The organism is Pseudomonas sp. fls2-241-R2A-110, from assembly GCF_030209165.1.
Lineage (GTDB): Bacteria > Pseudomonadota > Gammaproteobacteria > Pseudomonadales > Pseudomonadaceae > Aquipseudomonas.
Window position 1 is genome coordinate 147,311 of record NZ_JARVSN010000009.1, and the last position, 26,031, is coordinate 173,341.

A 26,031-nucleotide genomic window follows, 5' to 3' on the forward strand; every position below is an offset into this window, starting at 1 on the left:
TGGTTGAAAATGACGGAGGGTCATCGGTTAAGCGCCGATCCTCGAAACACACCAACCTTGTGGGAGCGAGCTTGCTCGCGAAGAGGGAATGTCAGACGACCTAAGATTGTCTGGCACACCGTTTTCGCAATCAGGCTTGCTCCCGCATTGGTTGGGGTAAACCGTTACAACAAGGAAATCGGATAGCTGATGAAGACGCGGTTTTCGTCGAACTCGTTGGTGCTGAAGTTTTTGCGGATGGTTGCGTTGCGCCATTTGACGTTGAGGTTTTTCAGCGCGCCGCTTTGCACGGTGTAGGCCAGTTCCGTTTCGCGGCCCCATTCCTTGCCATCGGTGATGGCCCCGGTGTGCACGTTATCGCCGCTGATGTAGCGGTTCATCAAGGTCAGGCCGGGAATGCCGAGGGCGACGAAGTTGTAGTCGTGGCGCACCTGCCAGGATTTTTCCCGGGCGTTGTCATAGCTGGAGTTGTAGCTGTCGTTGGCCAGTGTGCCGCCGCTGGTGCCGTTGACGCGCATCCAGACCGTGTCGCCCGTCAGCTTTTGCAGGCCGACATAGAAGGTGTTTCCGCCGTATTTGGCCGAGAGCAGGGCGAAGGCGGTTTTGTTGTCGAGGTCGCCGGCCAGCGCGCTGCCATCTTCCTTGCCGATGAAGTAGCCGAGGTTGGCGCCCAGGGTCCAGTCGCCCAGCGGTTGGCTGTGGCTCAGGTTGAAATACTGCTGCTGATAAATGTCGCTGAGCTCTGCGTACCAGACGCCGACCTGGGTGTGCTTGTCGTTGAACGCGTATTCACCGCCGCCGAAGTTGAAACGGTCCGAGGTGATGGCCGCCGATTTGCCGTTCATGAACATGTCTTCCATGCTCGCATCGTTGCGCGGGCTGTTCTGGCGGAACTGGCCGCCGTAGAGCGTCAGGCCGCTGATTTCGGTGGACGTCACCTGACCGCCACGGAATGTCTGTGGCAGCGAACGGCCGTCGTCAGAGCGCAGGATCGGCAACACCGGCATCCATTCGCCGACCTTCAATTCGGTTTTCGAGATTTTGCTTTTGAGCGCCACGCCCAGACGGCCGAAGTTATCGGCAGGGCGCCCGTCGCTACCGATCGGCAGCAGCTGGGTACCACCGGTGCCTTTACCACCGTCGAGTTTTTGCGAGTACAGGCCCAGCACGTCCATGCCGAAACCTACAGTGCCCTGGGTGTACCCGGACCTGGCGTCGAGGATGAAGTTTTGCGTCCACTCTTCAGCCTTGCCCTGCGGATAGGCCGGGTTGATGTAGTTGCGATTGAAGTAGGCGTTGCGCAGGTTGAGCGTGGCCTTGGCGTCATCGGCAAAACCTTCGCCGTGGCTGGTCATGGGCAGCGCAAGGGCGGCCAGGCTGCTGCAACCGATCAGGCTCAGCGTATGACGGCGGATGAAGGTGAGGCGAGGGGTGCAGACGGAGGAATTGCGGACGAGCTTGCTCACTGTGACGCTCCCTTGTTTCTTGTTGTTTTTATTGTTTGTCATACGTCGTCGTACAACATTGGGGCGATTATTTGCGAGGGATTCAGGGAATGTCAATCAGAAGTTATACGATGACTTGCCGGGAGATGGACAAAATCCTGTGGGATTGTGTTCAGCTGGCGATCATCGGGGGCATGGTGCCCAGGAGGGATACGGCGGCCACTGCGCCCATGCCCAGCAACCATTCGATGATCACGCTCAATCTCAGCGTTGCCAGGTGTTGCTCGCAATCCTTGACCCGCAGCCGATTGAACAACGCCAACCCCAGCATGATGGTCACCAGCATCACCTTGATCAGCAGGATCAGAGCGAACCCTGACAGCAACGGCGTCGGCCAAAACTGCCCGGTAAGGACCCGCACGTTGATCAGCCCGGTGATCAGCAATCCTGCCACCAACCCGTAACCGAAACCGCTGAAGCGGCGCAAAATCGGATTGATCGCAAGGCCCGTCGGTTGCCGCAGGATCATCACCAACAGCATCAACCCGCCGAGCCAGATGCCGACACAGGTCAGGTGAACGAGTTGGTTGAGGATCAGCAAATGACCCTGGAGGCCATCGAGCATGGCGCCGTGGCCGACTGGGGCCAGGGTTGCCAGCAGCAGACTTGCGAGCCCCAGGCGCAGCGGCGCGCAGGAGCGCCAGGGCGTCAATAGCAGCGCCACCAGCAAGGCATTGAGCAGCAAATGCCAGCGCCACACCTGACCGAAAAACGTGCTGCCCAGCACCAGCCGCAGGGTCGACGGATCGAATGCCGCGTCCCACGCCCCGGCCATGCTCGCGGTGATCAGCAGCAACCAGCCGACGCCACTGAGCAGGGCCACTGCCGCGAGCAGGCGGGTCACTCGCAACAGTGGTTGACCGAATGCGTTGCTACGCCCTAAAAGCAGCGGTTTGAACACCCAGGCCCCGAACAGCATCAGCACCACGGTGAAATGCAAAAAGCGGCACAGCACCATCGCGCTCGTCATGAATTACTGGCCGACCTTGAAGCTGTACGCGCCTTCGCTTTTGTGGGTGTCGACCGACACTGCGTGCCATTCGACTTTGTAGGCGCCTGGCGCCAAAGGGGCCGCCGGGGTGACGATCAGGGTTTTCTTGTCACTGCCTTCAGTGGCCAGGCTTTTGACCGGCACATCGGCACCGTCCTTGCTGATCGTGACCTTGGTGAAGGTCGCTTCGACCCCTTCGGAAAACACCAGGCGCAGCTCCGAGGGCGCGCTCACGGTGCTGTTCGCCGCCGGGGTCTGGTCCTTCAGATGGGCATGGGCCCATACCGACGAAGCGGCCAGCAGCGAGCCGAGGAGGGCGGCGGTGGTCAGGGCTTTCTTGAACAGCATCGTGAATACCTCTGAGGCAGGGTCAAAGTGGCGGCCAGTTTACCCGTGAGCTGGCGGGTATACGAAGTTTCGTTTTCGCTTGTCGCCGCGGGGTAGAGCGGATGCTAGTCTTGGGCAACGCTGTTGTCAGGGAGCCCTCATGGGCAATCACAAGATCGAAATTCGTCGCAGTAATGTCGAGAAGATTCTGTTGGGCGCCGAAAAGGTTTTCGCCGAAAAAGGTTTCGCTGGCACCGCCATGGCCGACATTGCCGCCGAAGTGCAACTGCCTCGCTCCAACCTGCATTACTACTTCAGTACCAAGAGTGAGTTGTACAGCGCCGTGTTGCTGGGTTTGCTGGACGTGTGGAAGCAGGACGCGCTGTGCTTCGAGATGTTCGACGATCCGCGCGTGGTGCTCAGCAGCTACATCCGCGCCAAGATGAACCACTCCCGCAGCCGGCCTTATGGCTCCAAAGTCTGGGCCAACGAGATCATCCATGGTGCGCCGACCCTGGGCGAGAAGCTGGATGTGAGCCTGTATGACTGGGCCAAGATGAAGGAAGCGAAGATCCGCCAGTGGGTCGACGACAAACGCATCCTGGCGGTGGAACCTTCAAGCCTGCTGTACATGATCTGGGCCTCGACCCAGCATTACGCCGACTTTGATCATCAAGTGAATATTCTCAACGACCATCAGCCGCTGTCGGACATGCAGTTCGAACGGGCGGTGCAGACGGTGACGAGTGTGATATTGCGCGGGATCGGACTGGAGCCTTGAGACCCCGATCGTTCCCACGCTCTGCGTGGGAATGCCTCAATGGACGCTCTGCGTCCGCTCTTGGGACGCGGAGCGTCCCGGGCTGCATTCCCACGCAGAGCGTGGGAACGATCGGTCAGGGAGCGACGTGGTACGGATTCCTCGGATCATGATTCCAGTCCAGAAACGGCTTGCCGTTGTCTATCGGCACCATCTCGATGCAATCCTCCACCGGGCAGGTGATCTGGCACAGGTTGCAGCCCACGCACTCGTCATCGATCACTTCGTACTTATGCGTCCCGTCCGCCTGTTTCAAGCTGGCAATCGCCTGGTGTGAAGTGTCTTCGCAAGCGATGTGGCAGCGCCCGCAACCAATGCACGCCTGCTGATCAATCCTGGCGATGACTTGATAGTTGATGTCCAGGTATTTCCAGTCCGTGGTGTTGCCCACCGCGCGCCCGGAAAAATCCGCGATGCTGGCGTAGCCCTGACTGTCCATCCAGCGTGACAAGCCGTCCTTCATCTCTTCGACAATGCGAAAGCCATGCAGCATCGCCGCCGTGCACACTTGCACCGAGCCACTGCCCAAGGCGATGAACTCTGCTGCATCACGCCAGCTGCCAATGCCGCCGATGCCGGAGATGGGCAGGCCTTGGGTCTGTGGGTCGCGGGCGATTTCGGCAACCATGTTCAAGGCAATCGGCTTCACCGCCGAGCCGCAATAACCTCCGTGCGTGCTTTGGCTGCCCACGGCTGGATTGGCAACCATGCGCTCCAGATTGACGCTGGTGATGGAGTTGATGGTATTGATCAGCGACACCGCATCAGCACCGCCTCGATGGGCTGCACGGGCCGCGACGCGGATGTCGGTGATGTTCGGCGTGAGCTTGACGATCACCGGCAGCGAGCAATAGGTCTTGCACCAGCGGGTGACCTGCTCGACGTATTCGGGCACCTGGCCGACCGCCGCGCCCATGCCGCGCTCCGGCATGCCGTGCGGGCAACCGAAGTTCAGCTCGATGCCGTCGGCACCGGTGGCTTCCACCAGCGGCAGGATGAATTTCCAGGATTCTTCGACGCAGGGCACCATCAGCGAAACGATCAGTGCGCGGTCCGGCCAGTCTTTTTTGACCTGGGTGATTTCCCGCAGGTTGATCTCCAGCGAACGGTCGGTGATCAGCTCGATGTTGTTGAAGCCCATCACTTCACGGTTGGCGCCGAAATGGGCGGAGTAGCGTGACGACACGTTGACCGCCGCCGGGTCTTCACCCAGGGTTTTCCAGACCACGCCGCCCCAGCCCGCCTCGAAAGCGCGAACCACGTTGTAGGCCTTGTCGGTCGGCGGCGCGGACGCCAGCCAGAACGGATTGGGGGCTTTGATGCCGGCGAAGACAATCGAGAGATCGGCCATTTACGCAGCCTCCACGTTGAGCATCAGTTGCGCGTTGATGGCCTCGGCGGCCCGTTTTCCGTGCTGCACGGCTTGCACGGTGAGGTCCTGATCGAGGCTGGTGCAGTCACCCCCGGCATACACACCAGGAATGCTCGTGCGAAGGTTTTCATCCACCTGAATCCGCTCGCCCTGACGTTTGAGTTCGCGGGCCAGCGGGTCGGCGAGGGCGCTGGCGTCAAAGGCCTGGCCGATGGCTTTGAAGATCGCGTCAGCGGCCAGTTCGAAAGTTTCGCCGGTCGTTTGCAGGCGGCCTTCGATGGAATGCGTGCGGGCGAAGCGCATGCCGCGCACGTGGCCGTGGGCATCGAGCAGCACTTCTTCAGGCTGGGCCCAGGTCAGCAAACGCACCTGATTGGCCTTGGCGATGTCCTGTTCGTGGCCAGTGGCGCCCATGTCTTCAACGCCACGGCGGTACACCAGATTGACGTCGCGAGCGCCGAGGCGAGCCATTTGCACGGCCATGTCGATGGCCGTGTTGCCGGCGCCGAGTACGATGCAGCGGTCGGCCAACGGCAGTTGCGTCAGGTCATCGCACTGGCGCAGTTCGCGGATGTAATCGGTGGCGGCGAGCAGGCCGGGTGCATCCTCGTGGGGCAGACCCAATTGTTTGCTGGCGGCCAGACCGAGGCCAAGGAACACCGCGTCGTATTGCTGATGCAGTTCGCTCAAGGTCAGGTTCTCGCCAAGTTTTTGGCCGTGACGGATTTCGATCCCGCCAATCTGCATCAGGAACTCAAGTTCCTTCTGCGCGTAATCGTCCACCAGTTTGTATTTGGCGATCCCGTACTCGTTGAGGCCGCCAGCCTTTTCCCGCGCTTCGAAAATCACCACGTCATGGCCGTGCATCGCACTGCGATGAGCGCAGGACAAACCCGCCGGACCCGCGCCGACCACCGCGATACGTTTGCCTGTAGCGGCGGCGCGCTGGAACGGGTGTTCGGCGAAGTGTGCGTTGTCGACGGCGTACCGCTGCAACAGGCCGATCAACACCGGAGCGCACTCTTGTTCGTTGTTACGCACGCAGGCTTGCTGGCAAAGAACTTCGGTCGGGCACACCCGGGCGCAACTGCCTCCGAGAATGTTCGCCGAAAGGATTTTGTGCGCGGCACCTTGAACGTTTTCCTGATGAATGTTGCGAATGAACGACGGAATATCGATCTCGCTCGGGCAGGCGTTCACGCACGGTGCGTCGTAGCAATACAGGCAGCGCGAGGCTTCCAGGTGCGCCTGACGAGCGTTCAAGGGTGGCGCCAGGTCGGTGAAATGGCCGGCGAGGGCGGCCGCATTCTCATGGGGATGCGGGAGGTGGTTCAGGGTCTTGATCACGGTGTTGGCCTCACGGTTATTGAGGTACTGCCTCTGGTGGGCTGATCGTTCCCACGCTCTGCGTGGGAATGCCTCAAGGGACGCTCCGCGTTCCCCTCTGGGACGCAGAGCGTCCCGGCTGCATTCCCACGCAGAGCGTGGGAACGATCGGGGGTCAGCGTTTCACGGCAACAGGCCTGGTCATCTCAGCCCGCTTGCTCAGCAAATCAAACACCGCCGGATACGCTGGCCGTTCGACATACCGTCCGGCCCCGCGCTCGGCGCGCAGATCACCGTCGGCCCACACCACTCGGCCCTGGCTCACGGTATGGCTCGGCACGCCGCGCACGGTCTTGCCTTCAAAGATGTTGAAGTCGACCTGTTGGTGGTGCGTCTTGGCCGAGATGGTCCGCGTACCTTGCGGGTCCCACAGGACCAGGTCGGCATCGGCGCCGACGCGAATCGCGCCTTTTCGAGGGTAGAGGTTGAAGATCTTTGCGGTGTTGGTGGAGGTCAGCGCAACGAAATGTTGCATCGACAAACGCCCGGTATTCACCCCTTCATCCCAGAGCACGGCCATGCGGTCTTCGATACCGGCGGTGCCATTGGGGATCTTGCTGAAGTCATCGCGACCGGCGGCTTTTTGCTCGGCGCAGAAACAGCAATGGTCGGTGGCGGTGGTGTGCAGGTTGCCTGATTGCAGCCCATGCCAAAGCGCTTCCTGGTGGCCGCGAGGACGGAAGGGCGGGCTCATCACGTAACCGGCGGCGGTCTGCCAGTCCGGGTGTTGATAGACGCTGTCGTCCAGCAGCAGGTGCCCGGCCAGGACTTCGCCATAGACTTGTTGGCCCTTGCTGCGGGCGTAAGTGATTTCGTCGAGGGCTTCCTTGGTCGACACATGTACCAGGTACAGCGGCGTACCCAGGGTTTCGGCGATGCGGATCGCCCGGCTCGCTGCTTCGCCTTCCACCTGCGACGGTCGCGACAATGGATGCGCTTCCGGTCCGGTGATGCCTTGGGCCATCAACTTGCGTTGCAGGTGATACACCAGTTCGCCGTTTTCCGCGTGCACGGTGGGGACGGCGCCCAGTTCCAGGCAGCGCTCGAAGCTCGCCACCAGCGTGTCATCGGCCGCCATGATCGCGTTCTTGTAGGCCATGAAATGCTTGAAGCTGTTGACCCCGTGCTGGCTCACCAGCTCGGCCATTTCCTCGCGAACCTGTTCGCTCCACCAGGTGATCGCGACGTGGAAACCATAATCCGACGCCGACTTCTCGGCCCAGCCGCGCCACTGGTGAAACGCTTCCATCAAGGATTGCTGCGGATTGGGAATCACGAAATCGATGATTGAGGTGGTGCCGCCGGCCAGTCCCGCCGCCGTGCCGCTGAAGAAGTCTTCGCTGGCCACCGTGCCCATGAAGGGCAATTGCATGTGTGTGTGCGGATCGATGCCTCCGGGCATCAGGTATTGGCCGCTGCCGTCGAGCACTTCAGCACCCGCCGGAACATCAAGATTCTCGCCAATGGCTTTGATTACGCCGTCGGCGCAATAGACGTCGGCGCGATAACTTTCATCATGGGTAATAACGGTGGCGCCACGGATCAACAGAGACATTCCGAGTTCCTCGCAGGCAATGACCGACTGATGCCGGTTCTAACTGTTTTATATGAAGCCAACGCAAACAGGTGTATTCCTGTCAGCACTGTCAGGAATAGAAGCTAGTCTGAGTTTATGGAATCGGCAAGAATATTTTTTATAAGCTTATATCTGATTTAAGTTACTGATAAATAACGATTAAATAATTAAATCACCAAAATGGTGAGGTCGTTCACCATTTTGACGCACTTGACAGGTTCCAAAAATAGACGAGATTTCTTATGTGAAATCAGCCGCTTGAGTATGGTCTATGGTTGATGCGCAACATTTGAGAAAAGTGAGACGCACCACATTGAGTCCTGACTGTTCGGACAACTTGCCTGTCATTCGGCCTGAGTGAACACGCCAGCCTCCGAGGATTCACTGGGTATATAAATAAAACTGATCAACATCAGTTAGTTGCAACGTTTTTATGGAACTGCCCGATGCGCAAAAGGGGTGCCCGGCACACTTATTGATGCCCACAGCCCCCGATGAGCAAAAAATAATTCAAAGAACAGTGGAGCGGCCATGCAACAGATCAGATCGCAAGTGACCGAGCGCGACGGCTTGTTCGAGCTCGAAGCCGGCAGCGATGTCCTCGACAGTCCCCGATACAACCACGACATGGCACCGACCAAGGTGCGAGAACGAACCTGGAACAAATGGCACATCACCGCGCTGTGGGTCGGCATGGCGATCTGCGTGCCGACCTACACCCTCGGTGGCGTGCTCACCGCGTATTTCGGCTTGAGCGTTGGCGAAGCGCTGTTGGCGATTCTGTTCGCCAACATCATCGTGTTGATTCCCCTGACGTTGAACGCCTTTCCCGGCACCAAGTACGGCATTCCGTTTCCGGTGTTGCTGCGCTCGTCCTTCGGCGTCCTCGGTTCCAACGTTCCGTGCCTGATTCGCGCCTTGGTGGCGTGTGGCTGGTTCGGCATCCAGACGATGTTCGGTGGTCTGGCGATCCACCTGTTTCTGGGCTCGGTATTTGACGGATGGAAAGCCCTGGGCGGGACCGGTGAAGTCATCGGCTTCATGATCTTCTGGGCGCTGAACCTGTGGGTGGTGATACGCGGTGCCGATTCGATCAAGTGGCTTGAAACCCTGTCTGCCCCCTTATTGGTGCTGGTCGGTGTGGGGCTGCTGGTATGGGCCATGCCGAACGTGTCGATGACCGAGCTGATGGCCATCCCGGCCAAGCGTCCGGAAGGTGCCAGCGTCGTCAGTTACTTCGCCGCCGGGTTGACCGCCATGGTCGGGTTCTGGGCCACTTTGTCCCTGAACATCCCGGACTTCAGCCGTTATGCGAAAAGCCAGAAGGACCAGATTGTCGGGCAGATCATCGGTCTGCCGCTGACGATGTTCCTGTTCGCCTCGCTGGGCGTGGTGATGACCGCCGCGTCGGTGAAACTGGTGGGCGTGACCGTCTCCGACCCGGTGACGCTGATCGGCCATATCCAGAGCCCGGTCTGGGTCGCGCTGGCCATGGCGTTGATCATCATCGCCACGCTGTCGACCAACACGGCGGCGAACATTGTTTCGCCGACCAACGACTTCCAGAACGTCGCGCCCAAACTCATCAACCGCACCAAAGCGGTGTTGCTCACCGGGCTGGTCGGTTTGGCACTGATGGCTCACGAGCTGCTGAAAAAGCTGGGGCTGATTGTTTCTGACGTGAGCCTGGAGACGGTGTATTCCAACTGGCTGCTGGGTTATTCAAGCCTGTTGGGCCCCATCGCCGGGATCATGGTGGTGGACTATTTCCTGATCAAGAAACAGCAACTGGACCTGGCCGGGCTGTATCGCGATGACGTTTACCCGGCCTGGAACTGGTACGGGTTTACCGCGTTTGGCGTGCCGGTGGCGTTGACACTGTTGTCGCTGGGCAGCGATGCATTCAGCTGGTTCTACAGCTACGGCTGGTTTACCGGCTCGGCGCTGGGCGGGCTTATTTACTACGGCCTGTGTTCGATGCGGCCCAGTCCATCAGTCGCGAAATCTGCGGTGTAGAGGATGGCCCAATCGCGAGCAAGCTCGCTCCCACAGGATTTTGTGAGCACTGAAAATCCCCTGTGGGAGCGAGCTTGCTCGCGATGGCGGCCTCAAATTCACCCAAAAAATACCTGAAGAAATCCATAAGAACTGCCTGAGGAGATCACCATGAACGCAGCGGTAGACGTTCTGCAATCCACCCATCAGCACATCAATCGCGACCGTTTATGGCAGTCGCTCATGGAACTCGCCAAGCTCGGTGCGACGGTCAAGGGCGGCGTCTGTCGCCTGGCCCTGACCGACCTCGACCGCCAGGCCCGGGACATTTTCGTGCGCTGGTGCGAGGAGGCAGGCTGCACCGTCAGCATCGACGCCGTCGGCAACATCTTCGCCCGCCGCCCAGGCCGCAACCCGAATCTGCCTCCGGTGATGACCGGCAGCCACATCGACACCCAACCCACCGGCGGCAAGTTCGACGGTTGTTTCGGCGTCCTGGCCGGCGTCGAAGTGCTGCGCACCCTCAACGACCTTGGTGTGGAAACCGAAGCACCGCTGGAAGTGGTGGTCTGGACCAACGAAGAAGGCTCGCGCTTCGCTCCGTGCATGATGGGCTCCGGCGTGTTCGCGGAAAAATTCACCCTGGAAGAAACCCTGGCCAAGGTCGATGCCGATGGCGTCACGGTCGGTGAGGCGCTGAACGCCATCGGCTACGCTGGCCCGCGCCCGGTCAGTGGCCATGCCGTCGGCGCCTATTTTGAAGCCCATATCGAACAGGGGCCGATCCTTGAAGACGAACACAAGACCATCGGCGTGGTGATGGGGGCCCTGGGCCAGAAATGGTTCGACCTGAAACTGCGCGGCGTCGAAGCGCATGCGGGCCCGACCCCGATGCACCTGCGCAAAGATGCTCTGGTCGGCGCCTCGGTGATTGTCGGTGCGGTCAACCGCGCGGCACTCGGTCATCAACCTCATGCCTGCGGCACCGTCGGTTGCCTGCAAGCCTATCCTGGCTCACGTAACGTCATTCCCGGCGAAGTGCGCATGACCCTCGACTTCCGTCATCTGGAACCGGCACGCCTGGACTCGATGATCGCCGAAGTCCGCGAAGTCATCGAAACCACCTGCGAGGAACATGGCCTGACCTACGAACTGACCCCAACTGCCGATTTTCCACCGCTGTACTTCGACAAGGGCTGCATCGAAGCCGTACGCAATGCGGCGCAAGGCCTGGGGTTGTCGAACATGGACATCGTCAGCGGAGCAGGGCACGACGCGATCTTCCTCGCCGAACTGGGCCCGGCCGGCATGATTTTCGTGCCGTGCGAAGGCGGCATCAGCCACAACGAAATCGAAAACGCCGCGCCGGATGATCTGGCGGCGGGATGCGCGGTGTTGTTGCGGGCGATGCTGGCGGCGTCAGCGGCGATTGCCAGCGGGCAAATGGCGGCCTGAGCGGCGCAACGATCGTAGCTTTCGGCAAGGCCTGCGCCGCGAAAGCTACGGTCTATCCAGGGTGAAGCTTGCCGTGGCTTAACGGCGCGCCTGCAATGCCTTGAAGATCAACATGCCCGCCAGCATGGCGATCACGAACACCCATGCCTGCCAGTGCCCGGTCGGCAACAACACCAGCGCCGGTCCGGGGCAGATGCCGGCAATGCCCCAACCGACCCCGAACAACACGCTGCCCCCAATCAACCGTCGATCCAGTTCACGACTGACTGGCAATTGCATCGGCGCGCCCAGCAACGACGTGGGGTGTTTCATCGCCCAATGAAACGGTGCCCAGGCCACTGCAATGGCCGCGACCATGACCAGCGCCAAGGACGGATCCCACGCACCGGCAATATCGAGAAACCCCAGGACCTTGGCCGGATTGGCCATGCCTGCCAGCAACAGGCCGATGCCGAACAACAGCCCGGCGACAAAAGCCGTCAGTTTTTTCATGCTCAAAACCCCAACAAATGACGCAGCACAAACACCGTCACAAACCCTGCGAACATGAAACACACCGTCGCGACGATGGAGCGCGGTGACAGCCGCGAAAGACCACACACGCCATGGCCGCTGGTGCATCCCGAGCCATAGCGGGTGCCGATACCGACGCACAATCCAGCGACGACCAGCCCCACGGCACCGGTCTTGAACTCAATGGCCGGCCATGCCTGAAACAATGCCCATACCAGTGGCGCGGCCAGCAGACCGACGATGAACAAGGCTTTTTCACCACGACCCGAATCCGTCGGCGACATCAGGCTGCCCAGCAACCCGCTGATTCCGGCCACCCGTCCATTGGCCACCACTAGCAGACTGGCGGCCAATCCGATCAACGCGCCGCCTGCCAACGCGGACCACGGGGTGAAGTGAATCGTATCTAGCATCACGGCGACTCTCCTGACAGGTCATAAACAGCATTAAAACACTTAGTTGTTTGAGCTTGGGGCTGCATCTGTAATGTCACGCACCAAGAACACGGGCAGGAAATGTTTGCCGCACTATCCCATCCCCCTGCGGTCGTAATCTTCACAGCTCGGCGCTAATGCGCCGCCGAACACGTGGAGATCCAATGAGCCAGGACGTCCTGACCACCGAAACCAATCGCCGCCAGTTGCAGCAAATCATCGCCGGGTTGTCTGACGGGGTGATTCTGCTGGAACTCGACCAGACGATCCTGTGGGCCAATGCCGCCGCGCTGGCCATGCACGGCGTCAGCGAGGTCGGCGAGTTGGGAGTCAACGCCAAGGCGTACGCCAAGCGCTTCGCCTTGCGTTACCGCAACAATCACCCGTTGCCGCCGGAAAACTACCCGATCAGCCGCGTCGCCAAGGGCGAGACTTTCAGTGATGTGCTGGTAGAAGTGACGCCAGTCGACGACGAAGAGCGCTCCTGGGTGCACAACGTGCGCAGCATGGTGTTGGCTGACAGCGCCGGGGAACCGGAGTCGCTGGTGCTGATTATGGATGACGTCACCGAGTGGGCCAGCGCTGAGCAGCGGTTTGAAAAGACCTTCAACGCCAACCCCGCGCCAGCGGTGATCTGTCGTCTCAGTGACTTGCGTTACATCAAGGTCAATTCCGGCTTTCTGGAGATGACCGGCTATACCCGTGATCAGGTTATCGGAGTGTCCACGTATGAACTGGACATTCTTGAAGGCGCTGAAAAGAAAGACCTGGCGATCGAGCGACTGCGCGAACACACCACGATTCCGCAGATGCAAGCCGAGCTGAGAGTCGCCGGAGGTGGCAGCAAACAGGTGATCGTCGCCGGGCAACCGCTGGAGTTGCACGAAGAAGATTGCATGCTGTTTTCCTTCGTCGACATGGAACCACGGCACAAGGCCGAAGTTGCCTTGCGCCAGAGCGAGGAGCGCTTTGCCAAAGCCTTTCGCTTGATGCCGGTCCCGACGCTGGTCTGCAACGCAGAGGACCAGGTGGTGATCGATGTCAATGAAGCCTTCCTCGATACCCTCGTGTACAGCAGTGAAGATGTCCTCGGTAAAACCGTCGCGGAGATCGATTTTATCGAGGACAAGGTCGCCCGCTCCCGGCTGTTTGCGGTGCTGGAGAAGTCCGGAAGCCTGGACCGGGTCGATGTCAGGATCCGCAAGAAAGACACGCAGTTGATCGACTGCGCGGTGTCAGCCGACATGGTCAACATTCAAGACAATCCCTGCTATCTGTTGGTGTTGATGGACATCACCGAACGCAAACGCACTGAACTTGAGTTGGTGGCGGCGATTGAAGAGGTGATGAAAGACGCCTCCTGGTTCAGCCGGACACTCATCGAAAAGCTGGCCAATGTGAAGAGCGTCAACTCGCCGCAATTGCCCAGCGTGTCCTTCACCGACCTGACCGCCCGGGAGCGCGATGTACTCGAGCTGATTTGCGAAGGACTGGCCGACAAGGAAATCGCGGCGCGTCTGAAGCTGGCGCCCAATACTGTGCGTAATCATGTGTCGACGGTGTATTCCAAGCTCGACGTGCACAGCCGCAGCGAAGCGATTGTGTGGGCGCGGGAACGGGGATTGTTCGCCAGCGAACGGCGACCCAAGCCACCGCGATAGGGTGCAAATGCACTAGTCAGGCCAGTGCAAATGAATGTTTTGGCTAGTGCTCAGTGTTTTTAATCTGTGAGGGTGCGACATGGGGTTTTTTGACCTGTGCCGCGTCCTCTATGAAACAGATTAAGGAACAGTCGCATGCTTCCCCAATTCCACACCGTTGCAGTTGACGGGATAGCCAGCCAGCCCAAGGGTGAGTTGTGATGATTCATATAGCGCAATTGCGCGCGCAACTGGAGCAGCAGTTTTCTCCCCGTGCCTGTGAATGCAGTGTTTCGGGCGATAACTCGGTGACGGTGAAGCTTTATCATCCCGTCTCGGGGCAGGTAGACCTCGTGGTCAGCGGACTGAAGGTCACGAACCTCGGAACACCCCAAGCGATTCAGGCGCTGGTTGAAGAGTTGCGCTATGAACTTGAAAGTAACAGCTTGCACCGCTCGGACAAAGGGTAGTGGAGGCTGTCGTTTTATACGTTGAACAGGGCCAAAGTGGCTTGTTTGCTGGCATTGACGGGTGACTGGGCTATAAGAAATGCGAGGGTATAATTTTCTGTGGCCGGTCCGCGGGTTCGCGGTGTTGTCGTCGGGTCGCGGAAAGTGTCGATTACTGACCGCGAGTCCGCCTATGAACAGTTTTGGTAAACGTGTTTTTTCGCCTCTGTCGCTCGCTTTCAGCGTGGCGATTCTCGGCGGTTGCGCCAGTCCACCGCCTCCACCGCCAGCCGCTCCGCCGCCGGCTCCTCAAAGCACTTGTGAAACCACCGATAAAACCGATGTACAAGGCGATGCACGGGTTGATGCGCAAGTCACCCGCACGACCACACTGACCCGTTGCGTCACCCAGTAGGACCGGGCGAAAGCCTCTTTCAAACCATGGGCGACGGATCGCCCGTGGCATACCTCGCGGGCGATTTGAATCGCTTACGTGCCTCAAACTTCTTCTATTGCGACCCACCGTGACTCGTTCGCAGCCAAGCGAATCGCTGTCGCCAGGCGTTCGACTTCCCAGGCTTGCTCAAAGTCAGTGCCTCCTTGGGAAAGGCCGGCGAGGGCCAACACCAGGTCATGCACTTCCAGGGTCTTCAATTCGTTGTAACCCAATTGGTGACCCGCCGCCGGGCTGAATGCTGCGTAACCTGGCAGTTCCGGCCCCGCCAGTAAACGCTGGAAACCGTCCTGGCCGGCGCGATACAGGTGCAATTCGTTCAAGCGCTCCTGATCAAACGCCAGCGTGCCTGCGGTACCGCTGATCTCGAAACTCAGGTGATTCTTGTAACCTTGCTTGAGCCAACTGCTGCTGAATGTCCCTTGAGCGCCATTGGCGAATCGCAGCAGCGCATGGACGTGATCGTCGACCGCAATGGGCCGTTGTTCGTGACTGCCGGCCGTAGCGGGACGCTGGCGGTGCACGGTTTGAGTGCTTGCACAAACCGCTTCGACGTCACCCACCAGATACCGCGCCATCGCCAGCAAATGGCTGCCCAGATCCGCCAGCGCGCCGCCTGCATGACCGGCATCGCAACGCCACGACCAGGGTGAAGCAGGATCGGCCATGAAATCCTCGCTGAACTCCCCCTCAAAACTGATGATCTGCCCCAGCTTGCCGCTGTCGATCAATGACCGCGCCAACTCGATTATCGGGTTGTGCTGATAGTTGTAACCCACCCGCGTCACCACACCGGCCGCTTTGGCCGCCAGGCGCATGGCGGTGGCTTGCTCCAGGTTCACCGCCAACGGCTTTTCGCAATACACCGCTTTGCCGGCGGTGAGGGCGGCCATGGCCATGGGGTAGTGCAGATGATTGGGCGTGGTGATGGCGACGACATTGACCTTCGGGTCATCGATCAACTGTTGCCAGTCGGAGTGAGCCGTTTCAAAGCCCCAGGCCTCGGCACAGTGCCGGGCGCGCTGCGGATCGGCATCGGCGAGGGCGGCAAGCTTGAGTTTGAGGGGAAGTTCGAAGACGGCGCTGACGTTACGAAACGCCAAGGCGTGGGCACGGCCCATGAAGCCTGTGCCGATGAGTCCGATACCGAGTTCGCGCATAGCTGGGGCCTTTTGGAATTTTATTTTTGATAGTGCTATATATGGAATAAAAATTCCCAATGCGCAACAGGTGGAATAAATATTCTTGATGCGAGGGTGTGCACAGGGATCAGCGAAATGGCTACAGCGCTATGCGTCGTTGCCTACAACGCTGCAGGAATCCGCTGGCTTGTGCCTTATGAGAGGGGCCTATATCGTTTTCGGGAGAGCACATTGGAGACAAAACACGGGCTTTGATGACGGGACATAGACCGCAGACTATATTGGCCGCTAACTAATCCAGTTCGAGTAATGCTACGACGCTCGGACAGAGGTGGCCATGTCGAAGGATCTCGAAAAAACAACCAGTCTTTTCGTTAAAGGTGATCGTCACGAAGCCAAATCTGTGCGTGATGCTGCCGGGTTTCAGCGCGGAGGCATCATCCGGTTATCAAGCGGAAAAATAGTGAGCGGTCGTACCAGCACGGCGAAAACAACCCCCCGTAAGTCATACGGACTTATCGCGGCAGCTATTGCAAAAAGTGGATCAGGAGTGACATTCAATATGGATAGTGTAGGGCTCAAGACATCGGCTGAGGCTGGCTGGATCATGGTTGGATCAAACGGAGTCAGGATATCGGCCGCCACATACGCGTCGGCACGTATCGATGAGTATGCAACTGAGATGCTTAAGGATCCCAACAAGGTTAGGGCGTTTTTCAAGCGGGTGAACGGGGAAGCCAAGGCTCGCTGATGTATTGCATTTCTCCTTCTTTCGTTCTTGGTTTCCATGGGTGTGAACGGGACATCGGCGAGCGCGTACTGGCCGGTGAAGAAACGCTTCTGGATAGTACCAATGACTATGACTGGCTTGGTCGCGGTGCCTACTTCTGGGAGAACAACCCGCAACGCGCACTCAGTTTTGCGACTAATGCACAAAAGCAGCGCTCGATCAGAAATCCATTTGTGATCGGAGCTGTGATTGATCTGGGCCGTTGCCTGGATTTCACGACTGAGAGTGCTTTACGTGAGATCCGTCAGACTTACCTCTGGCTTGAAGCCGCCTCAAAGGAAAAGGGCGGCCAGCCACTCAAGAGAAACAAGCCATATCTACGCCGTCTGGATTGTCAGGTCATCGATGCTTTACATACTTTTCGGGAGTTTACGGAAGCGCCTGCGTACGATTCTGTTCGTTCGCCGTTCTGGGAGGGGGAAAGTTTGTACCCAGACACGGATTTCATGCATGAAACGCACGTTCAGCTGGCGATCCGGAATGTTAAGAGCATCAAGGGCTATTTTAGGGTTCTGGATTTGACTGGGAAGCCCGTTGAGTTCGTGCGTGATCAGTAGTTTCTGTCACTGGCCCTGAATTGATCCGTGGGACGCTTGGCTCTGGGGTGAAAAAAAGGCAGCCAAGGCTGCCTTTTTTGTTCATCCGGTGAAATGGATCAGGACAAGAACCCGCCATCCACATTCAGCGAAACCCCGGTGGTGTAGCTGGACGCATCGCTCGCCAGATACAACACGGCGCCGGCCATTTCACTCGGGTCTGCTACACGCTTGAGCGGGATCTGCTGCAGAGCGGTGTTCAAAATGGTCTCGTTCTTCACCAGCGCGGAAGCGAACTTGGTGTCAGTCAGGCCTGGCAGCAGGGCGTTGCAGCGAATGCCAAACTGCGCGCACTCCTTGGCGAACACTTTGGTCATGTTGATCACCGCCGCTTTGGTCACCGAGTAGATGCCCTGGAAAATACCCGGCGAGATGCCGTTGATCGACGCCACGTTGATGATGCTGCCGCCGCCCTGTTCGCGCATCAGCTTGCCGGCTTCGACCGACATGAAGAAGTAACCGCGAATGTTCACGTCGACGGTTTTCTGGAAGGCGCTGAGGTCGGTGTCCAGTACGTTGCAGAACTGCGGGTTGGTTGCCGCGTTGTTGACCAGGATGTCCAGGCGCCCGAACTGTTCGCGGATGCCGGCAAAGACCTGGCTGATCTGCTCCATTTCACCAATGTGGCAAGCCACGGCGGTGGCTTTGCCGCCGGCGGCGATGATGGCGTCGGCCACGTGTTGGCAGCCGTCGAGTTTGCGGCTCGAGACGATGACGTGGGCGCCTTGCTGGGCCAGGAGTTTGGCGATGGCTTCACCGATGCCACGGCTGGCGCCGGAGACGAAAGCGATCTTGCCGTCGAGGTCGAACAACTGAGTCTTGGACATGGGGTTCTCTTTTAAAAAGTCTTGTTATTGGGCCAGGCGCGTAATCAAAGGCTGGATTTCTGGATGACTTGCAGGCTCATTTGCTCCAGCAGTTTGTTCATGTGAATGAACTGCGCGAAGCGTTTGTCCTGGGTCTGACCATGAAAGAAGCGGTAGTAGATCTGTTGCACGATGCCGGCGAGGCGGAACAGGCCATAGGTGTAGTAGAAATCGAAGTTGTCGATCTGGATGCCTGAGCGCTCGGCGTAGTAGTCGACGAACTCGCGTCGAGTCAGCATGCCCGGGGCATGGCTGGGCTGGCGTCGCATCAGTTGCACCGGCGTCGGGTCGGCGGCTTCGATCCAGTAGGCGAGGGTGTTGCCCAGGTCCATCAGCGGGTCGCCAAGGGTGGTCAGTTCCCAATCGAGCACGCCGATGATCTGCATCGGGTTGTTCGGGTCGAGGATCACGTTGTCGAAGCGATAGTCGTTATGGACGATGCTTGAGGTCGGGTGATCGGCCGGCATTTTGTCGTTCAGCCACGCCTTGACCGCTTCCCACTTTGGTGCGTCCGGGGTCAGGGCTTTTTCGTAGCGATCGCTCCAGCCCTTGATTTGCCGTGCCACGTAGCCTTCGGGCCTGCCGAGGTCGCCCAGGCCATAGGCGTTGTAATCGACGCGGTGCAGTTCAACGAACTTGTCGATGAAGCTCTTGCACAAGGCTTCGGTTTTCGCCGAATCCAGGCCCAGTTCCGGGGGCAGCTCGGAGCGCAGGATGATTCCCTTGACCCGCTCCATCACATAGAACTCGGCACCGATCACCGATTCGTCGGTGCAATGCACGTAGGCTTTCGGGCAATACGGAAAACCGTCGCGCAGTTGATTGAGGATGCGGAATTCGCGGCCCATGTCATGGGCGGACTTGGCTTTGTGGCCAAACGGCGGGCGGCGCAGGACGAACTCCTGTTCCGGGTATTCCAGCAAGTAGGTCAGGTTTGACGCGCCGCCGGGAAACTGGCTGATCCGGGGTAAACCGCTCAGGCCCGGAATGTGGGCCTTGAGGTACGGATCGATCAGGCTGGCATCGAGTTCTTCGCCGGAGCGGATACGGGTGGACTGGTCAGTAAGCGCCATGCTTATCCCTTCTGCTTATTCTGGAGGCCTGCGATTATTGGCTAATCTAATGCGCACACCCGGCCCCCACAACCAACATCGGGCCTTATAGGTGAGCGTGTTGCCGGGCAATCATTGTATTTGATACACCTGTTTGAATGGCTTCAAGGCTCCACGCTGCTCAGTGCTGACGGCAAGGTAATGGGCGTCAGCACCGGATGTCCGGAGAAGAACGCCACCAGGTTTTTCCCCACCAGCTCAACAGTCCCTTGAGTCGCCTCCGGGGACAATCCCGCGACGTGGGGCGTCAGGATCACATTAGCCAACGTCTTCAAGGCATCGGGCACTTGCGGCTCGGCATCGAACACATCCAGTGCGGCACCGGCGATGCGTCGTTGTTCCAGTGCGCTGACCAGGTCGACGGTGGCGATCACAGAGGCCCGGGCAATGTTCACGACAAAGCCTTTCGGGCCCAGGGCGTCGAGTACTTGCTTGTTGATCAGGTGTTTGGTGCCCAGTCCGCCGGGTGTGGCGACGATCAGAAAGTCCGAGGCGCGCGCCAGTTCGGTTGGCGTCGAGCAGAAGGTATAGGGAACGTCACTGCGATGCTGGCGATTGTGGTAACTGACGGTCATGTCGAAGCCGGCGCTGGCACGCTTGGCGATGGCCATGCCGACGGCGCCGAGGCCGAGAATACCCAAGCGTTTTCCGGCAAGGGACGGGCGCATGATCTTCGGCCACTCGCCTCGGCGCACGGCGGCGTCGCAACGGGGAATATCGCGCACCAGCGACAGCAACATCGCCATGGCATGGTCGGCGACCGAGGAGGCATTGACGCCGGCGCCATTGGTCACGGTGATGTCCCGGTCGGCAGCGGCTTGCAGGTCGACGTGTTCATAACCGGCGCCGATCACGCAGATGATCTTAAGGTGGGGCAGCGCGGCGATTTCATCGGCATACAGGCCCAAGGGGCCGCGGGTCAGCACGGCATCGATCTGACTGCCGTGCCGAGTGATAGCTTCTGCGCGTTCGGCAGGTGTCGGGGCCAGGATCAGGTGAAAACCCTGATGCTCGAGAATCGGCAAATAATCGTTGATGGTTTCAACCAGTACCAGAACGGTTGCAGGCATGCTGGGCTCCTGTAGGCATCGGAATGTCGGTTCTAGAATGTTGCTTCAGATTGCTGATTCCAGAGGAGTTTAGCAACGGCCGGGGATTGCACACGCGATTGATTACACCGTTGATCCTTGCGCTGTCAAAAATGTCCGGGCAGCGTCGAGAATTTCATCGGATAACACGTCTCCACGGGTGGCGCGGGCCAGGGTCAGCGCGCCGACCATCAGCGAATAGTCCACCAATGCTTTTTGCCGATTGGCTTCAGGTGAGTCGCCTCCCATCAACGGCGCAAGCATCTGCAGCAAGGCTTCCAGCCCTTCGGTGTAGGTCTGGTGCAAACCGCTCTCAGCCGTTTCGTGGCACATGTCGCCCGCAAACGCGGTCACCGGGCAACTGTCGCCGGGGTTGTCGCGATTGGCCGCAGACAGGTAGGGCGCGATGATGCCCGTGCGCGCCGAGAGGGTGTCGTCGTTGGCGTCTATTTTCTGCTTCCAGCGTTCCATCGATTGAGTGAACGCCCGAGTGCAAGCCTCTTTCGCCAGCGCTTCCTTGGACTCGAAGTGTCCATAGAATCCGCCATGGGTCAGGCCTGCTGCGCCCATCACATCGACGACGCTGATGCCATGCAGGCCGCGCTCGCGAAAGAGCCGCGTGGCGGCCTCGACGATAATCTCGCGGTTGAGTTCGGCTTGTTTACGGGAGACTCGAGGCATGGCGGCTCACAGGTATTGAGTAACTGACATCATAGGAAACAGTGGTCGTGTGTCAGGACGTCACTTTCGCCGTAACAGTCGGGGTTGTAGTTGGTTTTTGTGTGCCCGATTGCAGGACGTAAACGCCGCCCAGGATCAGCAGCATTGCCAGCAAGTCGAGGAGTTTGAGCGGTTCACCGACCAGCAACGTGCCGATCAGCAAGGCAACCACTGGCGGGATGTACGTGACACCCGAAGCGGCGAGGGCGCCCAACCGTTGCACGATGTAGTAATAAAGGATGTAGGCCACGCCGGTTCCGGCCAGTCCCAGGCCCAGGATGACCCCGGCCAGCGCCACCGGATCGAGTGAAATGTGCGCGATGCCATGCATGTCGGTGACAAGCGTGATGAGCACCAGGGCGAAACCGATCTGATAGGTCGACAGCGCCAGCGGTGACAACCCCAGTGGTGTGATGAATCGTCGGGCGTAGACGAACGAACAGCCAACGCTCAGCGAGCCGGCGATCATGTACAGCACGCCGCTGGCGTCGACGCCGGCCGCCAGGCTGTTCCAGGGACGTGCAATCAGTATCACGCCGATAAAGCCAAGGAAAATGCCGAAAGCCGTGCGGGCGTTCAGGGGTTCGGCACGCAGGAAAAGCCACGCAGTGACGAATGCAAACAAAGGGATCGCGCCGCTGAGCATACCGGCCACGCTGGACAGCAATAAAGAAGTGCCTTTGGCGAAGGCGTAGTAATAAATCGCCGTCGCTAGCAGAGCCATCACCAGGAAGTGATGGCTATAGCGCAGGTGCGACCAACTCAAGCTTCGACGCGCAAGGGCGAATGCCAGAATCGGCAAGAATCCGAACAGCACCCGCAGGAACACGATTTGTGTCGGCGAAATCCATTCGGCCGCCCACTTCATGAAAATGAAGTTAGTGCCCCAGATCAGGCCGAGCAATGCGAACGCGATATACGCAGCCTGTTTCATGGGTGTGCTCCCGGGGTTGGTGCAAAGGGGGTATCAACCATCAGACCACTCAAATGGCGTATTGAGCGATCCCGTTGCCAAATGACCAGTTCTCTTTCTTGACCTCCACCAGATTGATGAAGACATCTTCCAGGCGTATCGCCAGTTCCGTATTAAGGCTCTCGGCGATGGTTTTGTAGAGCAGTTTTTTCTGTTCGACGGTGCGGCCTTCGCTCAGGGTGATCTGGATCACCACCAGAGCGTCGGTGCGGTTGATGCCCAGATAGCCGGGATCAAAGATGAAATGCTGCTCGTCGTGTTCGGCAAGGATCTGGAAATTATCGTTTTCCGGCACACCAATGGCGCTGTGCATGGCGGCGTAGATCAACTGCCCGACACGCTTGGCGAACGTGGGGTCTTGATGCTGTTTGATATCGACGCGAACGAGTGGCATGGGAGGGCTCCGTGATGGGGGCTGCCGGTCAGCAGTCAGGACTGAAAGTACATGACGCTCATCTTTTGTTAAATAGATTTTTCTGAACATCTATTTAATGTGACGCCTGAGAATCTGATCCGTACAACCACTCCTCAGCTAAGTCTTTGCTTCTGTTCATTAATCCCGGACAATCGCGCCCCTGTTTCGGCCAGGGCGCTGCCCGTCGGTTTTTTCCGACTCGTCCTGACCGGGTAGCAAATGACCGGAATGCGGAGATCCCACCGGATGAATGATCAGGCCAATAGCGTCGACGAACGCTATGTAGCGGCGACACCAGCGACCCTCACAAGCTGGAATCGCCATGACACCACCTGGATGCTGGGCCTGTTTGGCACGGCCATCGGCGCGGGTACCCTGTTTTTGCCGATCAACGCGGGTCTGGGCGGCTTCTGGCCGTTGCTGATTCTGGCGGTGTTGGCGTTTCCCATGACCTTTTACGCGCACCGTGGCCTGACACGCTTCGTGTTGTCCGGCCGCGAAGGTGCCGACATCACCGAAGTGGTGGAAGAACACTTCGGTCTCAAAGCTGGCGCGCTGATCACCTTGCTGTATTTCTTTGCGATCTTCCCGATCCTGCTGATTTACAGCGTGGCCCTGACCAATACCGTCGGCAGTTTCCTTGAGCATCAACTGCACATCATGCCGCCGCCACGCGCCGTGCTGTCGCTGGTATTGATCCTCGGTCTGCTGGCCGTGGTGCGGTGTGGCGAGCAGGCGATCGTCAAGGCCATGAGCCTGATGGTGTACCCGTTTATTGTGGCGTTGCTGTTCCTGGCGGTGTTCCTGATTCCTCACTGGAACGGTGGCATCCTGGCCACCGCGTCGACCCTGCCCGAGCCGTCGGCGCTGCTGCACACGTTGTGGCTGGCGATTCCGGTGATGGTGTTTTCGTTCAACCACTCGCCGATCATCTCGGCGTTCGCGGTGGACCAGAAGCGCCGCTACGGTGAGCACGCCGAGGAGCGCAGCTCGCAGATCCTGTCTCGCGCCCACGCCTTGATGGTGGTGATGGTGCTGTTCTTCGTCTTTAGTTGCGTACTGACCCTGTCCCCGGCGCAACTGGCCGAAGCCAAGGCACAGAACCTGTCGATCCTGTCGTACCTGGCCAACCACTTCAGCAACCCGACCATTGCTTTCGCAGCGCCGTTGATTGCGTTCGTGGCCATTTCCAAGTCATTCCTGGGTCACTACATCGGCGCCAGCGAAGGCCTTAAAGGCCTGATCGTGAAAAGTGGCAAGCGTCCTGCGCCAAAGACGCTCGACCGTCTGACCGCCGCCTTCATGCTGGTGGTGTGCTGGGTGGTGGCCACGCTGAATCCGAGCATCCTGGGCATGATCGAAACCCTCGGTGGCCCGGTCATCGCGGCGATTCTGTTCCTGATGCCGATGTACGCAATCCGCAAGGTGCCGGCAATGGCCCGTTATCGCGGCCAGGCGTCCAACGTCTTCGTGACAGCGGTGGGGCTGGTGGCGATTTCGGCGTTGATCTATTCGTTGACCGCCTGACGCATGATCGCTCTCGCGCTCTGCGTGGGAACGATCAACGCTAAAAAACGCTGCTTCTTGAAAAAGGGGTGGCGTTTTTTTATGGCGTAGGCCATGACCCAAAGCACACACCCAACCGGATTAACGGTTAACCTAGAGCCATCTTGGCGCGTCGTAGACGGCTTGTTGATCTTTCTCTGGAGACGCTCCATGGCTCGTGCTCAAGGCGTATCGGTGCAACCCCTTGCCGATTCCCCCAACCGTTGGCGAGACCTGTTGGCCGGGCTGTCGATTGCCGGTTTGCTGTTGCCGGAGGCGGTGGCCTATTCAAGCATCGCCGCGGTGCCGCCCCAGGCCGGGGTCATTGCATTGTTCGCCGGTTTGCTGTGCTACGCGTTGTTGGGCACCAGTCGCTTTGCGATTGTTTCGGCGACGTCTTCTTCGGCGGCGGTTCTGGCTGCTGCCACCGCCACCTTGGCTAATGGCGATTCGGGCCTGCGCATGACGCTGGCGATCGGTCTTGTATTGGTCACCGGCGGATTCTTTGTGTTGGCCGGGCTGTTCAAGCTCGGCAGCGTTACCTCGTTTATCGCCAAACCGGTACTGCGCGGCTTTGCCTTGGGGCTGGCGCTGACCATCATCATCAAACAGTTCGCGAGCATCGTTGACGTGCACCTGAGTAACGGCAACCTGATCCATTTTGTCCCGCAATTGCTGGAGCAGTGGTCGCAATGGAATCGCGTTGGTTTGCTGGTTGCGGCGGTCGCATTGCTGGTGTTGGGGCTGTGTGCGCGGTTGCGGCATGTCCCGGGTGGTTTGCTGGTGGTGGCGCTCGGCATCGCCGCCGGTCAGTGGCTGAACTTGCCGGCTTATGGGGTGGATCTGATCGGGGTGATAGACCTGAGCCTTGAAGTGCCAAGGCTGCCGGTGTTGCCATTTGCCGATTGGTTGCGCCTGGGGGAGTTGGCGTTTGCCATGGTGATGATTCTGTATGCCGAATCCTACGGTTCGATTACCTCTTTTGCGCTCAAGCATAACGATCGGGTTTCGTCGAACCGTGATCTGCTGGCCCTGGGGGCGGCGAATCTGCTGTCTGGTCTGTTCCATGGCATGCCGGCAGGCGCCGGTTATTCCGCGACGTCGGCCAATGAGGCGGCGGGTGCTGGTTCACGGCTGTCCGGTGTGGTCGCGGCGGCGGTGGTGTTGTTGATCGTTCTGACGGTATTGCCCTACATCGCCTTGACGCCTGAACCGGTGTTGGCGGCCATCGTTATTTATGCTTTGGCGCGGGGGTTGAGTCTTCAGCCATTGGGCCGCTATTTCATCTGGCGTCGTGATCGCTTGTTGGTGATTTGTGCGGTGGCGGCGGTGCTGGTGTTGGGCGTGCTGGACGGTTTGCTTGTGGCGGTGGCAATCAGTGTGGTGTTGATGCTCAAGCAGATGTCGTCGGCGGATATTCAGGTGCTGGGGCAGATGGGCAGCAGTCATGATTATGTTGATGTGCAGCGTCATCCGGATGCTCATGTAATCCCTGGTGTGCTGATTGTGCGGCCTAGCGAGGCGCTGTTTTTCGCTAACGTGGAGCGTATTTTGGGTGGCGCGTTGCGTCTGGCGCGGCATGCGGAGCCGCCGGTGCATACGATTATTCTTAGTCTGGAGGAGTCGCCGGATCTGGATGGCACCAGTATCGAGGCGCTGGAGGTGTTCTTTTTGCAGGTACGGGCGTTGGATAAGTTGTTGATTCTGGCGCGGCTTAAGCATGAGGCGAAGGCGGTGCTTGCGGTGTTGCCGACGCGGGAGTTGGAGCAGGTGTTTCTTAGTGGGTTGAGTGTTGATGATGCTGTGCAGCAGGCTCTCAAGCCTTCTGTTTAGTGGCGGCCTTTGGGCCGACCATGTTTTGGGTTGG

General features: G+C 59.0%; 24 protein-coding genes. 9 read left to right on the plus strand and 15 right to left on the minus strand.

The genetic code is table 11. The features are described from left to right. Positions 1-164 precede the first annotated feature (164 nt). The 3 genes from QRN31_RS07920 to copC all read right to left on the minus strand — a co-directional run bounded on the left by QRN31_RS07920 (position 165) and on the right by copC (position 2,844). Complete coding sequence (locus tag QRN31_RS07920) at positions 165-1,466, minus strand: OprD family porin (RefSeq protein WP_285431251.1); 1,302 nt, start codon at positions 1,464-1,466, stop codon at positions 165-167. A 151-nt stretch (positions 1,467-1,617) separates the two neighbouring features. After that, positions 1,618-2,475, minus strand: coding sequence for a copper homeostasis membrane protein CopD (gene copD / locus QRN31_RS07925; RefSeq protein ID WP_285431253.1), 858 nt, complete (start codon positions 2,473-2,475; stop codon positions 1,618-1,620). 3 nt (positions 2,476-2,478) lie between these two features. Next, a complete protein-coding gene (gene copC, locus QRN31_RS07930) occupies positions 2,479-2,844 on the minus strand; it encodes a copper homeostasis periplasmic binding protein CopC (protein ID WP_285431254.1) in 366 nt (121 codons plus the stop codon). A gap of 139 nt (positions 2,845-2,983) precedes the next feature. Here copC and QRN31_RS07935 point away from each other — a divergent pair, with 139 nt between their 5' ends. After that, entirely contained in the window at positions 2,984-3,604 is a 621-nt protein-coding gene (locus QRN31_RS07935; RefSeq protein WP_222587119.1) for a TetR/AcrR family transcriptional regulator, read from the plus strand. A 115-nt stretch (positions 3,605-3,719) separates the two neighbouring features. Here QRN31_RS07935 and preA read toward each other — a convergent pair whose 3' ends face one another. The 3 genes from preA to hydA form a co-directional block, all read right to left on the minus strand. Then, complete coding sequence (preA, locus tag QRN31_RS07940; RefSeq protein ID WP_285431256.1) at positions 3,720-4,994, minus strand: NAD-dependent dihydropyrimidine dehydrogenase subunit PreA; 1,275 nt, start codon at positions 4,992-4,994, stop codon at positions 3,720-3,722. Next, positions 4,995-6,362, minus strand: coding sequence for an NAD(P)-dependent oxidoreductase (locus QRN31_RS07945; protein ID WP_285431257.1), 1,368 nt, complete (start codon positions 6,360-6,362; stop codon positions 4,995-4,997). A gap of 154 nt (positions 6,363-6,516) precedes the next feature. Further along, positions 6,517-7,956 carry a dihydropyrimidinase gene (gene hydA, locus QRN31_RS07950; protein ID WP_285431260.1) on the minus strand — a complete coding sequence of 480 codons (1,440 nt, stop codon included), beginning with the start codon at positions 7,954-7,956 and terminating at the stop codon, positions 6,517-6,519. 552 nt (positions 7,957-8,508) lie between these two features. Between hydA and QRN31_RS07955 the strand changes: the two genes are divergently transcribed. Together QRN31_RS07955 and QRN31_RS07960 are read left to right on the plus strand one after the other, a co-directional pair. After that, on the plus strand, positions 8,509-9,993 hold the full coding sequence (locus tag QRN31_RS07955; protein ID WP_285431262.1) for an NCS1 family nucleobase:cation symporter-1: 1,485 nt from the start codon (positions 8,509-8,511) through the stop codon (positions 9,991-9,993). Positions 9,994-10,143: 150 nt separating this feature from the next. Beyond that, a complete protein-coding gene (locus tag QRN31_RS07960) occupies positions 10,144-11,427 on the plus strand; it encodes a Zn-dependent hydrolase (RefSeq protein WP_285431263.1) in 1,284 nt (427 codons plus the stop codon). 78 nt (positions 11,428-11,505) lie between these two features. On the opposite strand, the gene QRN31_RS07965 is transcribed toward QRN31_RS07960, so the two are convergent. Further along, a complete protein-coding gene (locus QRN31_RS07965; RefSeq protein ID WP_285431265.1) occupies positions 11,506-11,919 on the minus strand; it encodes a DUF6691 family protein in 414 nt (137 codons plus the stop codon). 2 nt (positions 11,920-11,921) lie between these two features. Next, positions 11,922-12,353, minus strand: coding sequence for a YeeE/YedE family protein (locus QRN31_RS07970; protein ID WP_414922548.1), 432 nt, complete (start codon positions 12,351-12,353; stop codon positions 11,922-11,924). Between the two features lie 185 nt (positions 12,354-12,538). Between QRN31_RS07970 and QRN31_RS07975 the strand changes: the two genes are divergently transcribed. Both QRN31_RS07975 and QRN31_RS07980 read left to right on the plus strand, forming a co-directional pair. Next, complete coding sequence (locus QRN31_RS07975; RefSeq protein ID WP_285431269.1) at positions 12,539-14,035, plus strand: helix-turn-helix transcriptional regulator; 1,497 nt, start codon at positions 12,539-12,541, stop codon at positions 14,033-14,035. 200 nt (positions 14,036-14,235) lie between these two features. Continuing rightward, complete coding sequence (locus QRN31_RS07980) at positions 14,236-14,484, plus strand: DUF1652 domain-containing protein (protein ID WP_285431271.1); 249 nt, start codon at positions 14,236-14,238, stop codon at positions 14,482-14,484. Between the two features lie 477 nt (positions 14,485-14,961). Here the strand turns inward: QRN31_RS07980 and QRN31_RS07985 are convergent, their stop codons facing one another. Next, positions 14,962-16,077: a Gfo/Idh/MocA family protein gene (locus tag QRN31_RS07985; protein ID WP_285431273.1), complete on the minus strand. Its 1,116-nt coding sequence runs from the start codon at positions 16,075-16,077 to the stop codon at positions 14,962-14,964. 319 nt (positions 16,078-16,396) lie between these two features. Between QRN31_RS07985 and QRN31_RS07990 the strand changes: the two genes are divergently transcribed. Continuing rightward, on the plus strand, positions 16,397-16,810 hold the full coding sequence (locus tag QRN31_RS07990) for a hypothetical protein (protein ID WP_285431274.1): 414 nt from the start codon (positions 16,397-16,399) through the stop codon (positions 16,808-16,810). Beyond that, positions 16,810-17,406 (plus strand): hypothetical protein, encoded by a 597-nt coding sequence (locus QRN31_RS07995; RefSeq protein WP_285431275.1) that lies wholly within the window; start codon positions 16,810-16,812, stop codon positions 17,404-17,406. The genes QRN31_RS07990 and QRN31_RS07995 overlap by 1 nt, the downstream gene beginning before the upstream one ends. A 98-nt stretch (positions 17,407-17,504) precedes the next feature. Here the strand turns inward: QRN31_RS07995 and QRN31_RS08000 are convergent, their stop codons facing one another. The 6 genes from QRN31_RS08000 to QRN31_RS08025 all read right to left on the minus strand — a co-directional run bounded on the left by QRN31_RS08000 (position 17,505) and on the right by QRN31_RS08025 (position 22,598). Continuing rightward, positions 17,505-18,272: an SDR family oxidoreductase gene (locus QRN31_RS08000; RefSeq protein ID WP_285431277.1), complete on the minus strand. Its 768-nt coding sequence runs from the start codon at positions 18,270-18,272 to the stop codon at positions 17,505-17,507. A gap of 44 nt (positions 18,273-18,316) precedes the next feature. Next, complete coding sequence (locus QRN31_RS08005; protein WP_285431278.1) at positions 18,317-19,384, minus strand: phosphotransferase family protein; 1,068 nt, start codon at positions 19,382-19,384, stop codon at positions 18,317-18,319. Positions 19,385-19,527: 143 nt separating this feature from the next. Continuing rightward, the gene (locus tag QRN31_RS08010; protein WP_285431279.1) at positions 19,528-20,493 is read right to left on the minus strand and encodes a 2-hydroxyacid dehydrogenase; all 966 of its coding nucleotides are present in this window, start codon (positions 20,491-20,493) and stop codon (positions 19,528-19,530) included. A 102-nt stretch (positions 20,494-20,595) separates the two neighbouring features. Next, entirely contained in the window at positions 20,596-21,192 is a 597-nt protein-coding gene (locus tag QRN31_RS08015) for a TetR/AcrR family transcriptional regulator (protein ID WP_285431280.1), read from the minus strand. A 52-nt stretch (positions 21,193-21,244) separates the two neighbouring features. Further along, a complete protein-coding gene (locus QRN31_RS08020) occupies positions 21,245-22,165 on the minus strand; it encodes a DMT family transporter (protein ID WP_285431281.1) in 921 nt (306 codons plus the stop codon). Between the two features lie 49 nt (positions 22,166-22,214). Continuing rightward, positions 22,215-22,598 carry a tautomerase family protein gene (locus QRN31_RS08025; protein WP_285431283.1) on the minus strand — a complete coding sequence of 128 codons (384 nt, stop codon included), beginning with the start codon at positions 22,596-22,598 and terminating at the stop codon, positions 22,215-22,217. A gap of 267 nt (positions 22,599-22,865) precedes the next feature. Here QRN31_RS08025 and QRN31_RS08030 point away from each other — a divergent pair, with 267 nt between their 5' ends. Together QRN31_RS08030 and QRN31_RS08035 are read left to right on the plus strand one after the other, a co-directional pair. Further along, positions 22,866-24,146, plus strand: a complete 1,281-nt coding sequence (locus QRN31_RS08030) for a serine/threonine transporter (protein ID WP_285431285.1) — start codon at positions 22,866-22,868, stop codon at positions 24,144-24,146. 189 nt (positions 24,147-24,335) lie between these two features. After that, the gene (locus QRN31_RS08035; protein ID WP_285431286.1) at positions 24,336-25,997 is read left to right on the plus strand and encodes a SulP family inorganic anion transporter; all 1,662 of its coding nucleotides are present in this window, start codon (positions 24,336-24,338) and stop codon (positions 25,995-25,997) included. The last annotated feature ends 34 nt before the right edge of the window (positions 25,998-26,031 follow it).